The sequence below is a fragment of the Streptomyces sp. NBC_00258 genome (assembly GCF_036182465.1).
Classification (GTDB): domain Bacteria; phylum Actinomycetota; class Actinomycetes; order Streptomycetales; family Streptomycetaceae; genus Streptomyces.
In genome coordinates this window covers 3,397,160-3,410,936 of sequence record NZ_CP108081.1, presented here as the reverse complement: position 1 = coordinate 3,410,936, position 13,777 = coordinate 3,397,160, and the positions used below count along the sequence as shown (strand labels likewise).

General features: G+C 71.3%; 9 protein-coding genes and 1 pseudogene. 6 read left to right on the top strand and 4 right to left on the bottom strand.

Translation table 11 applies throughout. The annotated features are described in order from the left end of the window. Positions 1 to 142: 142 nt before the first annotated feature. Positions 143 to 1,180, bottom strand: coding sequence for a DUF2637 domain-containing protein (locus OG718_RS15270; RefSeq protein WP_143641897.1), 1,038 nt, complete (start codon positions 1,178 to 1,180; stop codon positions 143 to 145). A 326-nt stretch (positions 1,181 to 1,506) separates the two neighbouring features. Then, positions 1,507 to 2,388: a (2Fe-2S)-binding protein gene (locus OG718_RS15265; RefSeq protein ID WP_143641898.1), complete on the bottom strand. Its 882-nt coding sequence runs from the start codon at positions 2,386 to 2,388 to the stop codon at positions 1,507 to 1,509. 724 nt (positions 2,389 to 3,112) lie between these two features. Here OG718_RS15265 and OG718_RS15260 point away from each other — a divergent pair. Beyond that, positions 3,113 to 3,742 (top strand): annotated as a pseudogene (locus OG718_RS15260) (GntR family transcriptional regulator); the annotation flags it as partial. Between the two features lie 121 nt (positions 3,743 to 3,863). On the opposite strand, the gene OG718_RS15255 reads toward OG718_RS15260, so the two are convergent. Next, a complete protein-coding gene (locus OG718_RS15255; protein ID WP_143641899.1) occupies positions 3,864 to 4,637 on the bottom strand; it encodes a hypothetical protein in 774 nt (257 codons plus the stop codon). 164 nt (positions 4,638 to 4,801) lie between these two features. Then, positions 4,802 to 6,490 (bottom strand): PucR family transcriptional regulator, encoded by a 1,689-nt coding sequence (locus OG718_RS15250; protein WP_143641900.1) that lies wholly within the window; start codon positions 6,488 to 6,490, stop codon positions 4,802 to 4,804. 429 nt (positions 6,491 to 6,919) lie between these two features. Between OG718_RS15250 and OG718_RS15245 the strand changes: the two genes are divergently transcribed. The 5 genes from OG718_RS15245 (at position 6,920) to OG718_RS15225 (ending at position 13,732) form a co-directional block, all read left to right on the top strand. Continuing rightward, positions 6,920 to 7,810 carry an FAD binding domain-containing protein gene (locus OG718_RS15245; RefSeq protein WP_143641901.1) on the top strand — a complete coding sequence of 297 codons (891 nt, stop codon included), beginning with the start codon at positions 6,920 to 6,922 and terminating at the stop codon, positions 7,808 to 7,810. Further along, positions 7,810 to 8,403, top strand: a complete 594-nt coding sequence (locus tag OG718_RS15240; protein ID WP_306936866.1) for a (2Fe-2S)-binding protein — start codon at positions 7,810 to 7,812, stop codon at positions 8,401 to 8,403. Before OG718_RS15245 ends, OG718_RS15240 begins: the two co-directional genes overlap by 1 nt. A gap of 2 nt (positions 8,404 to 8,405) precedes the next feature. Continuing rightward, on the top strand, positions 8,406 to 10,805 hold the full coding sequence (locus OG718_RS15235) for a xanthine dehydrogenase family protein molybdopterin-binding subunit (RefSeq protein ID WP_328844382.1): 2,400 nt from the start codon (positions 8,406 to 8,408) through the stop codon (positions 10,803 to 10,805). 168 nt (positions 10,806 to 10,973) lie between these two features. After that, positions 10,974 to 12,431, top strand: a complete 1,458-nt coding sequence (locus OG718_RS15230; RefSeq protein WP_143641904.1) for an NCS2 family permease — start codon at positions 10,974 to 10,976, stop codon at positions 12,429 to 12,431. A 143-nt stretch (positions 12,432 to 12,574) separates the two neighbouring features. Then, positions 12,575 to 13,732: an XdhC/CoxI family protein gene (locus OG718_RS15225; RefSeq protein WP_328844381.1), complete on the top strand. Its 1,158-nt coding sequence runs from the start codon at positions 12,575 to 12,577 to the stop codon at positions 13,730 to 13,732. Positions 13,733 to 13,777 lie beyond the last annotated feature (45 nt).

The window sequence follows — 13,777 nt, the reverse complement described above, 5'->3', positions numbered from 1 at the left end:
CACCGGACCGGTCAACGACCTGACACCAGACCGGTCAGCGACCTGACACCGGACAGGGCAGTGACATGAAACTGGACGGGGGCGCGGCATGAACTGCCGTGCCCCCGTCCAGAGTTGAGGCCTCGAAAAGGCCCCGTCCGGATCAGCCGAACTGCTGCTCCAGGTCCTTCAGCTTGCGCTCAAGGGAGTCGAGACGAGGGAGCGCCATTGTGTCGTCCTCCGCGGTGAGATCGACCGTCGAGGACTCACTGCCTCGGCGGACGGGCTGCAACGAGGGTCGGGCGGCGCGTGCGGGAAGTTCCGGCGTTGCTATGGCAGGCTCCGCGGCGACCTGGGTGGCCGCCGGGGCCGGCTGGAGTTCCGCCTGACGGCCTCCGCCGCGTCCGATCATTCCGCGGTGGCCGCGGGTGATCGCCTTGATGCGGGCACGGTCCAGCTTCTCCTGGTCGCGCCGGCGCAGGCGGTTCTGCTCCTTCTCCCGCTTGTCCTCGCGCACTTCCTCGACGGCCTCGTCCAGGCTGCGCACGTTCTCGAGGAGCATCAGCGACCAGGCGCCGTACGTCTCACGAGGGGCACGCAGCCACCGCACGATCCGGATCTGCGGCAGCGGCCGGGGCACCAGGCCCTGCTCGCGCAGGGCGGCGCGGCGGGTCTGCTTCAGCGCGCGGTCGAACAGGACAGCGGCCGACAGGGACATGCCGGCGAAGAAGTGCGGGGCGCCCGCGTGGCCGAGACCCCTGGGGGCGTGCACCCAGTTGAACCAGGCGGCGGCGGCCGCGAACGTCCACACGAGTATCCGGGAGCCGAGCGCCGCGTCACCGTGGCTGGCCTCGCGCACCGCGAGTACGGAGCAGAACATGGCCGCGCCGTCCAGGCCGAACGGCACCAGGTACTGCCAGCCGCCGGACAGGTTCAGATTCTGCTCGCCGAAGCCGACCAGGCCATGGAAGGAGAGTGCGGCGGCGACCGCTGCACAGCAGAAGAGCAGTACGTAGGAGGCGGTGCCGTAGACGGCCTCCTTGCGCCTGCGGCGCTCTTCCGTGCGCTCCCACGAATCGTCGGCGTGGGTTTTCTCCCCGGCGCGCTTGCCACGCGCGAGCACCGCAACCGCCGCCAGCAGGCCCAGGAGCAGCACGGCGCCGGGAAGCAGCCAGTTCAGCGATATGTCGGTCAGTCTCATCTGGGGTCCCTTGCATTGGGATAGGGCGTAACGCCCGCCATAGTGGCCCAATCCCGTGCGTCCTCAGAGGGTTTCGGGGCAAGAGGCCGCCAAGGGAGTGCAAGGGTATGCGCGAGGACGGCATTCTCCTCGAACTGCCGCTTGAGGAGCGGGAGTTGAGTTCGAGTTAGATTACCCTTACGGGTGGTTCCACGGAAAGTTCTTGCGGCAAGTGAGGATTTTGTGAATCGACTGTAACCAAAGGGCTCGGCCGGGCCGTCGTGAAGGTGCCTGGTTCCGTGCCGAGTTGATCTTACGTGACGTGGAGTCAGCCTGTTGCCACGGGATCAGACCGCCGCGGCGGCCTCCGCCGTCAGCTTCGCGATGCGGACCGCCTCGGAGTTGCGGGGGCAGTTGGCGCAGGTGTCCTCGGCGTCGAGGGTGTAGTAGAAGCAGCAGCTCGCCCGGTCACGGGTGGACAGGCACTCGCCGTTCGAACCGGTCACCTCGCGGAAGCCGGCCGTGCCGACGTACGGCCGGGTCGTGCCGGGGAACAGCCGCTCCAGTTCGTCCGTCGCGCGCCGCTGCTCGCCCAGGAGTCCGGCGACGTACCAGAGGCTCTCGACGACCTCGTCCGTCGCCATGCCCCACAGGGCGCGGCCCCGGCGTCGGGTCCGGGGGCCGAATCCGTCGAGGACCGGTTCCAGGTGCTCGGCCACTGCGGCCCGCACCTCCGCGCGCAGGGCCTCCTCGTCGGGGACGACGCGGGCCCCGGGCAGTGCGGCCGCCGGGTCGTCCGGCAGGCAGGCGAACTCACCGACGCGTACGGCGATGCTGCCGGGCATGCGCTGGAAGGTGACGTGCTCCACGGGAAAGCGGGGCACCCGGCGCAGCAGGAACCACGGCACCGTGATCAGCAGACAGGCCGGCCAGGCGTAACGGTGCAGGCCGAAACTGGCGATCACGTCCGGGCGGCCCCGCCGTCCGTGGTCGGTGAGCACCTGGTCGTCGTCCCAAGCGAGGAACGCGTCCAGGTCGGCCCCGCCGGCCGCGAGCCCGGCGACGGAGATCCACCCGTCGCCCGTCGGGGCGGGTTCGTGCGGTGCGAGCTCCGTGACGCCCAGGGCCGGGAGTGCCTCGGTCATCCGCGTGTACGCCGCTGTGAGGGCCGAGCCGACCGGGCGTACGTCTGCGCCGGGCGAGGTCTCGGCCGGGGCGGGAGCGGACATGCAAGGACCCCGTTCCGTGATCGGTTGCAGGTAAGGCTTACCTTACCCGATACGATCGAGGTTTACCCTGTTCTGTCGGGGTCGCTCCGGACCCCGACAGAAATACTCATCACCACTGCCCGTCCTGGAGGAGGCTCCCGTGGAGAAGGCCGATTCGCGCGAGGCGTACGGCTCCGCAGGGGACCCTTCGGAGACCACCCCCGGCACGCAGGCGCCTCGGGTACCCCAGCAGCAGGCCCGGGCCGCGGGTGAAGGCAGGGAGCGCACGGCGGGCCGGGCGTTCCGCGAAGACGCACCCCGGGACGCCGCCGCACCCGGCACCCCGGCCCCGGCTCCCGCCGCCGCTCCCGCCGAGCACACCGCCCGCGGGGAGCACACGCACAGCGAGACGCCGATTCCACAGCCGAGGGTGACGCGGGAGGGGCTCCCGGCCTCGGCGGACGCTCCGGGAACCGGTGCACGCCGGGCCTCGACGGCCGCTTCCGGCCGTCCGGGCACCTCGGAGACCTTCGGAGACCCGTGGCGCCACGGGACCTCCGGAGCCCCCGCGGCTTCCGGTGGCTTCGGGGGACCCGGAAACCCCGGCGCGCCCGGCACACGCGGAGGGCTCGGAGCGCCGAGCGCACCCGCGGGGCCCGGCGGTTCCGGTGTACGCGACACAGCCGGCTCGCGGGGAGTCCCCGCCGCCCGTACGTCTTCCGCGCATCCGGCCCCGTCCGCGTCCCCCCGCCCCGCGATCCAGCGAGCCTCCGTCCGCGGCCAGATCCTCGACGCGCTGCGGGCCGCCCTCGTGGCCGGCGAACTCGCCCCCGGTGAGGTCTACTCGGCCCCCGCGCTCGGCGAGAGCTTCGGTGTCTCGGCGACGCCCGTACGCGAGGCGATGCAGCAACTCGCCGTCGAGGGCGCCGTGGAGGTCGTACCGAACCGGGGCTTCCGCGTCGTCGAGCGCGGCGCCCGGGAGCTGGCCGAACTCGCCGAGATCCGCGGGCTGATCGAGGCGCCCGTGATGCTGCGCCTGGCCCGCACCCTGCCTGCCGACGACTGGGAGGACCTGCGCCCCCTCGCGGAGGAGACGGCCAGGGCGGCGGCCGTCGGCTGCCGGGCGACGTACGCCGAGGCCGACCGTGCCTTCCACCGGGCGCTCCTCGCCCTCGCGGGCAACGAGCAGCTCGTACGCATCGCGGACGACCTTCACCGGCGGGCGCAGTGGCCCCTCGGCGGAAGCCCGACCGCTCGCGCCCGCCTCGAACTGATGGCGGACGCGGCACAGCATCTTGCCCTTCTGGACGCCCTGTCCGCGCAGGACCTTTCGGCGGTCGAGGCGCTGCTGCGGGAGCATTTCGTCAGCATGTGAGACTCCGCAGGCTGCAGGCCCCCAAGAGGCGCGGGGCTGTGACATTTGCGGCTCCGCCGCGGGGCGCGACCAGCCCCCACGCACCCGCACATGCCACACCAGCCGGCGGCAGCCACCCGGCTCAGGCCGTTGCCGCCGGTGGCGTCAACTGGTCCGCCAGCCAGGTCGGTACGCCTCCCAGGAGGCGGAACAGGCGCCCCGCCTCGGCGCGCAGGCGGGAGGCCTCCGGCTCGGTCTCCGCGTCGGCCAGGGAGGCCAGGGCCGGGGCCGTGCCCACCAGATAGCCCAACTCCTCCCGGATGCGCAGGGATTCACCGAAGCCGTGCCGGGCCTCCGCCAACTCGCCCTCGCGCAGGGCGAGTCCGGCGAGGTGGCGCCAGGTGAAGGAGAGCAGGAGAGCGTCGTCCTGGGCGGTGGCGCCGGCGTGGGCGCGGCGGTAGGCGGCGCGCGCGGACTGCGGGGAACGGGCGAGGTTCTCGGCGAGCAGCCCGCGCCGGAAGTCGAGCAGGGCCCGGCCCGGAGCGCCGGGCGCGATCAGTGCGGCGGCCCGGCCGAGCGCGGCCCGCGCCTCGTCGGCCCGGTCGCGGACGGCGAGCAGCGTGGACGCGTACGCGAGCTGCCCGCGCTCGCAGGCCGCGGCGCCCCGCTCGTCGTCGGACTGGGCCAGCGCCTCCGCCGTACGCAATGCGTCCTCCGCCTCCGCCCAGCCCTGCTCGGTGTAGAGGCAGCGCTCGACGAGGAGCGAGGCCCGCTGGAGCGCGGCCGATGCCGTGTGCGGTTCGAGGAGCGCCGCCGCGTCGGCCCAGCAGGCGCGCGAGCGCAGCCGCCACACCGCGGTCTGGAGTGGATCGTCCCCAGCAGTCGTTCCGTAACCAGACATGGCGGGATACGCCACGTTGCCCTCCCCGAGCACGCCATTGAGCTGTTGAGTGGTGGCGGCATCTCAGCACGAATGCACTCGCCCGGCCAAGGGGGTGGGTGAAGGATTTCACAAAGTCGTGGGACAAGGGGTGCGGCGGCGAAGGCACTTGGTGCCACCAGCCGCACACGCTTGTGACCTCAGCTCATCCGCAACGCCAGGAAGAAGTCGAGCTTGTCCTCCAGGCGGGAAAGATCGCGACTCGTCAACTGTTCGATGCGTCCCACCCGGTAGCGCAGCGTGTTGACGTGCAGGTGCAGACGGGCTGCGCACCGGGTCCAGGAGCCGTCGCAGTCGAGGAACGCCTCAAGGGTCGGGATCAGCTCGGCGCGGTGGCGCCGGTCGTAGTCGCGGAGGGGATCGAGGAGCCGCGCCGTGAAGGCGCGACGCACGTCGTCCGGGACGAAGGGCAGGAGCAGGACGTGCGACGCCAGCTCCTGGTGCCCGGCCGCGCACACCCGGCCGGCCCGCGCCGCGGCGACCCGGCGTGCGTGCCGGGCCTCCTCCAGGGCGCCGCGCAGCCCCTCCGCCGAGTGAACGGAGGCGCTGACGCCGAGGGTGAGCCGCCCGTCGTCGTCGAGGCCCGCCGACAGCGGGTCCCGTACGGCCGCCAGGAGGGTGTCCGCGTGCAGCCCGGCCTCCGAGCCGTCGTGCTCCGAGGAAACCGCCGGAAGCGGTACGAGCGCGATGGCCTCGTCACCCGTATGGGCGACCGCGATCCGGTCGGACGGTTCGGGCCCCGACGACAGCGGGTCGACGAGGATCTCCTCGAGGAGGGCCTGCGCCACCGGGCCGCCCTCGATCTCCCCGCCGTCCCACTCGACCCGGGCGACCACGACCTGCCAGTGCGGGGCCGCGCCGAGCCCCGGCAGCAGCACGGGCGCCGCGACCCGCAGCCGCGCCGCGATCTCACCGGGCGCGGCACCGGTCTGCACCAGTTCGAGGACCTCCTGCGCGAGCCGCCGCCGCACCGTGCGTGCCGCGTCCCGCCGGTCCCGCTCCACGGAGATCAGCTGGGTCACGCCCTCCAGCAGGTCGAGCCGTTCCGCCGGCCAGTCCCCGGCGTCGGCCTCGACCGCGAGCAGCCAGTCCGACAGGACCGTCTCGCGGACGTCCCGCGCGCCCGTCGTGACCGCCGTGCCCGGGCCCCGCGCGCTGCTGCGGATCGGGAAGAGCGAGTACGTCGTGCCGCCCACCGCCACCCGGTACGGCCCGCGCCGCCCGGTGCGGACCGCCGACAGATGCTCGCCCGCCAGTGCCGCGCACACCGCGGCGGGCAGCCCCGGCTCGGCATCGGGGGAGCCCGCGATGAGGCGCCCGGCGGGGGAGAGCACCCAGGCCCGCAGGTCCAGGTCGGAGCCGAGCAGGTCCAGGACCACGTCCGGGCCGCCGCCCGCGGGACCCGAGGTCATCATCCGCCGGTGCCGGTCCACCACGGCCGCCAGATCCCCGGCGCGCTCGCCCGACACCTGCCGTACGACGTGCTCGGTGATCGTCGCGAAGGCCACCGACTCGTTGACGGCGAACAACGGCAGCCGGTGCCGCGCACAGGCCGCCACCAGGTCCTCCGGGATGGGGCCCAGCTCGGCCTCGCCCGCGCCCAGCGCGGTGACCCCGGCGCTCGCGAGGATCCGTACGAAGGGCTCCGAATCGGTGGCGTCGCGGCGCCAGGCGAGCCCCGTGAGCACCAGCTCGCCGCCCGAGAGATAGCGGCTGGGGTCCCGCAGGTCCGTGGTCATCACGCCACGGACCGTGCGGTCCAGCTCGTCCTCGCCGCCGAGCAGCCGCAGGCCCAGCGCGTCCGTGTCCAGCAGTGCGCGCAGCCGCATTCTCGTCGCCGCCGTTCTGTCTCGAAAACTACGATGGATCTGGATGGTTCCGGAGTGACCCGAGGATGGGTGCCCCGTGCACGGGTTCCCGGGCTCCGCAGCGTGGGTCCGAGGGGTCCGGTGGACGGTGGTTCCGGCCCTCATGGCCTGTGTCCTGGGCTTTCGCGACAGGTGGTCGCTGATTCCCGAGGCTGTGTCTGGTGTTTCCCTGGGAAAGCGGGGAGGTTACTGATGGCCTCCGTTCATACGAATCTACAAGATGCGCGCCCTGGCCAGCGAACTCCTTCATGGTTTCGGTGACTGACCCAGGTGCGGGACGGCGCTGTGTACTGATTTCAATCAACGTGAACAACGTATGAACGAGCCGGGCCCGCCGCACACGAACTGGCTTGAACAGAACCATCCACGAGACGAAGAAGAGAGCCGGTCATGGACTTCCTTCGCCCCGCCAGCTGGGAGGAGGCGCTCGCCGCGAAGGCCGAGCACCCCACCGCTGTGCCGATTGCGGGTGGCACCGATGTGATGGTCGAGATCAACTTCGACCACCGCCGGCCCGAGTACCTGCTGGACCTGAACCGCATCGGCGAACTGGGTGAGTGGGAGGTCGGCGAGGAGTCCGTCCGCCTCGGCGCCTCGGTCCCGTACACGGCGATCATGGAGCAGCTGCGCGGCGAGCTGCCCGGCCTGGCCCTCGCCTCCCACACGGTGGCCTCCCCGCAGATCCGCAACCGCGGCGGCGTCGGCGGCAACCTCGGCACCGCCTCCCCGGCCGGCGACGCCCACCCCGCCCTCCTCGCGGCGGGCGCGGAGGTCGAGGCCCAGTCCGTACGAGGCACGCGGCTGATCCCGATCGACGAGTTCTACACCGGTGTGAAGCGCAACGCGCTCGCCGCCGACGAGCTCATCCGGGCCGTCCACATCAAGAAGGCCGACGGCCCACAGCAGTACTCGAAGGTCGGCACACGCAACGCCATGGTGATCGCGGTCTGCGCCTTCGGTCTGGCCCTGCACCCCGACACCCGCACGGTCCGCACCGGCATCGGCTCGGCCGCGCCCACACCCGTACGGGCCAAGGCCGCCGAGGAGTTCCTGAACGCGGCGCTCGAAGAGGGCGGCTTCTGGGACAACGGCAGGATCATCACCCCGTCGGTCGCCAAGCAGTTCGCGGAGCTGTGCTCCGCCGCCTGCAACCCGATCGACGACGTCCGGGGCACGGCGAGCTACCGCCGCCACGCGGTCGCCATCATGGCCCGCCGCACGCTCACCTGGACCTGGGAGTCGTACCGCGGCACCGCCGCCCATTCGGAGGGAGTCGCGTAATGCGCGTCAATTTCACGGTCAACGGCCGTCCACAGGAAGCCGACGATGTCTGGGAGGGCGAGAGCCTGCTCTACGTCCTGCGCGAGCGCATGGGGCTTCCCGGCTCCAAGAACGCCTGCGAGCAGGGCGAGTGCGGCTCCTGCACGGTCCGCCTGGACGGCGTACCGGTGTGTTCGTGCCTCGTCGCGGCCGGCCAGGTCGAGGGCCGCGAGGTCGTCACGGTCGAGGGCCTCGCCGACTTCGCCAAACAGCGTGCGGAGCACGGAGGTTGTGCCTCCGGGGCTTCCGGAGCCTGCGGTACGCCCCTGGACGCGGCCAAGCAGTGGGCGGCCAGGCCTTCGGACTCCCAGGCGGGCGAAGGCACCGAACTCTCCCCGATCCAGCAGGCGTTCATCGACGCCGGCGCCGTCCAGTGCGGCTTCTGCACGCCCGGCCTGCTGGTCGCCGCCGACGAGATGCTGGAGCGCAACCCGACCCCGAGCGACGCGGACATCCGCGAGGCGCTGTCGGGCAACCTCTGCCGCTGCACCGGCTACGAGAAGATCATGGACGCGGTCCGCCTGGCGGCCGCCCGACAGGGAGAGGCGGTCTGACCATGCCCGGCAAAAGCGCTCCCCTCGGCACTCCCACCAAGGTCACCCAGGGTTCCCGGACCAAGGGCGGCATCGGCGAGTCCACCCTCCGCCCGGACGGCATCCTCAAGGTCACCGGCGAGTTCGCGTACTCCTCCGACATGTGGCACGAGGACATGCTCTGGGGCCAGATCCTGCGCTCCACGGTCGCCCACGCCGAGATCGTCTCCATCGACACGGTCGAGGCGCTGAAGACCCCCGGCGTCTACGCCGTCATGACGTACGACGACCTGCCGACCGACGTGAAGAACTACGGCCTGGAGATCCAGGACACCCCGGTGCTCGCGCACGGCAAGGTCCGCCACCACGGCGAGCCGGTCGCGATCGTCGCCGCCGACCACCCTGAGACCGCCCGACGCGCCGCCGCCAAGATCAAGGTGGAGTACCGGGAACTGCCGGTCATCACGGACGAGGCGTCCGCGACCGCGCCCGACGCGATCCTCGTCCACGAGGGCCGCGACGACCACCACATCGGCCACGTCCCGCACCCGAACATCGTGCACCGCCAGCCGATCCTCCGCGGCGACGTCGACGAAGCCCGGAAGCGCGCTGACCACATCGTCGAGGGCGAGTACACCTTCGGCATGCAGGACCAGGCCTTCCTCGGCCCGGAGTCCGGTCTCGCGGTGCCCTCCGAGGACGGTGGCGTCGACCTCTACATCGCCACCCAGTGGCTGCACTCGGACCTCAAGCAGATCGCACCCGTCCTCGGCCTCCCCGAGGACAAGGTCCGCATGACGCTGTCCGGCGTCGGCGGCGCGTTCGGCGGCCGCGAGGACCTGTCGATGCAGATCCACGCCTGCCTCCTCGCACTGCGCACGGGCAAGCCGGTCAAGATCGTCTACAACCGTTTCGAGTCCTTCTTCGGCCACGTCCACCGCCACCCCGCGAAGCTCCACTACGAGCACGGGGCGACGAAGGACGGCAAGCTGACGCACATGAAGTGCCGCATCGTCCTGGACGGCGGCGCCTACGCCTCCGCGTCCCCGGCGGTCGTCGGCAACGCGGCGTCCCTCGCGGTCGGCCCGTACGTACTCGAAGACGTCGACATCGAATCGATCGCCCTCTACTCCAACAACCCGCCCTGCGGCGCCATGCGCGGCTTCGGCGCGGTCCAGGCGTGCTTCGCCTACGAGGCTCAGATGGACAAGCTCGCCGACAAGGTGGGCATGGACCGGGTCGAGTTCCGCCGGCTGAACGCGATGTCCCAGGGCACGATCATGCCGACCGGCCAGCCGGTCGACTCCCCGGCCCCGGTCGCCGAACTCCTGCGCCGCGTCAAGGCGATGCCCATGCCGCCGGAGCAGCAGTGGCTCGCGGCCGGCGAGGCGGCGGACGTCCGCCAGCTGCCCGGCGGCCTCTCCAACACCACCCACGGCGAAGGCGTCGTACGAGGTGTCGGCTACGCGGTCGGCATCAAGAACGTCGGCTTCTCCGAGGGCTTCGACGACTATTCAACGGCCAAGGTCCGCATGGAAGTCGTCGGCGGCGAGCCGGTGGCCACCGTCCACACCGCGATGGCGGAGGTCGGCCAGGGCGGCGTCACCGTCCACGCGCAGATCGCGCGCACCGAGCTGGGCGTCTCGCAGGTGACGATCCGCCCGGCCGACACACAGGTGGGCTCGGCCGGTTCGACCTCCGCGTCCCGCCAGACGTACGTCACCGGCGGCGCCGTCAAGAACTCCTGCGAGCTGGTCCGCGAGAAGGTCCTGGAGATCGGCCGCCGCAAGTTCGGTTCGTACCACCCCGCCTGGGCCACCGCCGAACTGCTCCTGGAGGGCGGCAAGGTCGTCACCGACGGCGGCGAGGTACTGGCCGACCTGGTGGACGTACTCGAAGGCGAGGCCGTCGAGGTCGAGGAGGAGTGGCGGCACCGGCCGACCGAGCCCTTCGACCTCCGTACGGGCCAGGGCTTCGGCCATGTCCAGTACTCCTTCGCCGCCCATCGCGCGGTCGTCGAGGTGGACACCGAGCTGGGCCTGGTGAAGGTCATCGAACTGGCCTGCGCCCAGGACGTCGGCAAGGCGCTCAACCCGCTGTCCGTCATCGGCCAGATCCAGGGCGGTACGACCCAGGGCCTGGGCATCGCGGTCATGGAGGAGATCATCGTCGACCCCAAGACGGCGAAGGTCAGGAACCCCTCCTTCACCGACTACCTCATCCCCACGATCCTCGACACGCCGACCATCCCCGTCGACGTGCTCGAACTCGCCGACGACCACGCGCCGTACGGGCTCCGTGGCATCGGCGAGGCACCGACCCTGTCGTCGACTCCGGCTGTCCTTGCGGCAATTCGGAACGCGACCGGGCTGGAGCTCAACCGCACGCCGGTACGTCCGGAACACCTCACCGGAACCGCGTGACAGACCCTCCGGGCGGCGCACGGAACGTCACACACTCCGCGCTGCCCGGAGTACTCAGTTCGTTCGTCTCGGGCCGTCCCCCGGGTCGTGCGGCCGAAGCACGTTCCCAAATCCCGCAACGCCGAAGGCAACCGCGGGTGTCCCTGTGAACCTTGGGAGTAGGCCCACATGACCCAGCAGTCACTGGAGCCGAGGACCACCGCCGACGATGCGGGTGAAGGAACCCGTATCCCGGCCGGCAGGTCCTGGCTCGACCGGTACTTTCACATATCCAAGCGAGGAAGCTCGGTCGCGCGTGAGGTGCGCGGCGGCGTCACGACCTTCATGGCGATGGCGTACATCCTGCTGCTCAACCCGCTGATCCTGTCCGGCAAGGACGCGGCGGGGGACACGCTCGGCCAGAAGGCCCTGATCACCGCGACCGCGTTCGCGGCGGCCTTCACCACGCTCCTGATGGGCTTCTTCGGCAAGGTGCCGCTCGCCCTGGCCGCCGGACTCTCCGTCTCCGGCGTCCTCTCCTCGCAGGTCGCTCCCCAGATGACCTGGCCGCAGGCCATGGGCATGTGTGTGATGTACGGCGTCGTGATCATGCTCCTGGTGGTCACCGGGCTGCGCGAGATGATCATGAACGCGATCCCGCTGGCGCTGAAGCACGCGATCACCATGGGCATCGGCCTGTTCGTCGCCCTGATCGGCCTGGTGAAGGCGGGCTTCGTCCACCAGGGCGAGGCGACCCCGCTCTCCCTCGGTGCGACCGGTGAACTCGCCGGCTGGCCGGTCCTGCTCTTCGCCGTCACCCTGCTCGCCATCTTCATGCTCCAGGCGCGCGGCATCCCCGGCGCGATCCTGATCGGCATCGTCGGCGGCACCGTACTCGCCGTCGTCCTCAATGCCCTGGACGTCATCGACGCCAAGCAGTGGGCCAGCGGCGCACCCGAGCTGCACGGCAGCGCGGTGTCCATGCCAGACTTCTCGATCTTCGGAGACGTGGAGTTCGGCGGCTGGGGCCAGGTCGGCGCGATGACGGTCGGCATGATCGTCTTCACCCTTGTCCTCGCCGGGTTCTTCGACGCGATGGCCACCATCATCGGCGTCGGCACCGAGGCCAAGCTGGCCGACGACAAGGGCCGGATGCCGGGTCTGTCCAAGGCGCTGTTCATCGACGGCGCGGGCGGCGCGATCGGCGGCGTCTCGGGCGCCTCGGGCCAGACGGTGTTCGTCGAGTCCGCCACAGGCGTAGGCGAAGGCGCCCGCACGGGCCTCTCCTCGGTCATCACGGGCCTGTTCTTCGCGGCCTGTCTCTTCTTCACCCCGCTGACGGCGATCGTCCCGGGCGAGGTCGCGGCCGCGGCCCTGGTCGTCATCGGCGCCATGATGATGATGAACGCCCGGCACGTCGACTGGGCCGACCGCGCCACCGCGATCCCGGTCTTCCTGACGGTCGTGATCATGCCGTTCACGTACTCCATCACCGCGGGTGTCGCGGCCGGAGTCATCAGCTACGTCGCCATCAAGGTCGCCCAGGGCAAGGCGCGGGAGATCGGGGCGTTCATGTGGGGCCTGACGGCGATCTTCCTCGTCTACTTCGCCCTGAACCCGATCGAGAGCTGGATGGGCGTCCACTAGGCGCTCCGCGAGGCGCTCCGCTGGTTGGGGGTGCTTCGTCCGCGGGTCCGTCGTGGCTGGTCGCGCAGCTCCCCGCGCCCCTTTCGGGGCGCGGGGCCGACCCGACCGACGAGCCACCCCAACCACCGTTAGGAGAACGAGAGATGCTGGACATCGCCGAAGAGCTGCACCGGTGGGTCGAGCAGGGACGCGACTTCGCCGTGGCCACCGTGGTGGCCGTCGGCGGCAGCGCTCCTCGTCAGCCCGGCGCCGCCCTCGCGGTGGACGCCGACGGCACGGCGATCGGCTCGGTCTCCGGCGGCTGTGTGGAGGGCGCGGTGTACGAGCTGTGCCAACAGGCGTTGGCGGACGGGAAGCCGGTCCTGGAACGCTTCGGCTACAGCGACGACGACGCGTTCGCCGTGGGCCTGACCTGCGGCGGCATCATCGACATCCTGGTCACGCCGGTACGCGCCGAGGACTCCGACCGGGAGATCTTCACTCAGGCCCTCGCCACCGCCACGCGCGGGGAGGCGGCGGCAGTGGTGCGTATCGCATCCGGACCTCCGGAACTCCTGGGCCGCGCCCTGCTGGTCCGCCCGGACGGCTCGTACGAGGGCGGATTCGGCGCCCACCCGGAACTGGACCGGACGGCCGTGGACGAGGCGCGCGCCTTCCTGGACGCGGGCCGCACAGGCACCCTGGAGATCGGAGAGCAGGGCTCTCGCTGCGGAGCACCCCTCACACTCCTCATCGAATCATCGGTCCCGCCACCCAGGATGATCGTTTTCGGAGCGATCGACTTCGCCTCCGCCCTGGTCCGTATCGGCAAGTTCCTGAACTACCGCGTCACGGTGTGCGACGCCCGCCCGGTCTTCGCGACATCGGCCCGCTTCCCGGAGGCCGACGAGATCGTGGTCGACTGGCCACACCGCTACCTGGAGCGCACGCACGTCGATGCCCGCACGGTCCTCTGTGTCCTGACCCACGACGCCAAGTTCGACGTACCCCTCCTCCGGCTCGCGCTCCGCCTCCCCGTGGCGTACGTCGGAGCGATGGGCTCCCGCCGCACCCACCTGGACCGCAACGAACGTCTCCGCGAAGTCGGCGTAACCGAACTGGAGTTGGCCCGCCTGCGCTCCCCGATCGGGCTCGACCTGGGAGCCCGCACGCCCGAGGAGACGGCCCTCTCCATAGCCGCGGAGATCGTCGCCAACAGGCGAGGCGGCACCGGAGTCTCACTCACCGGCGCCCACACCCCCATCCACCACGACATGTCGTCGACACTGAGGCCCACCGCACGAATAGGTTCGGTGGCCTGACACAGGCGCACCCGCCCCGGGGCGAGACGCGTCCTCAGGAGGGGG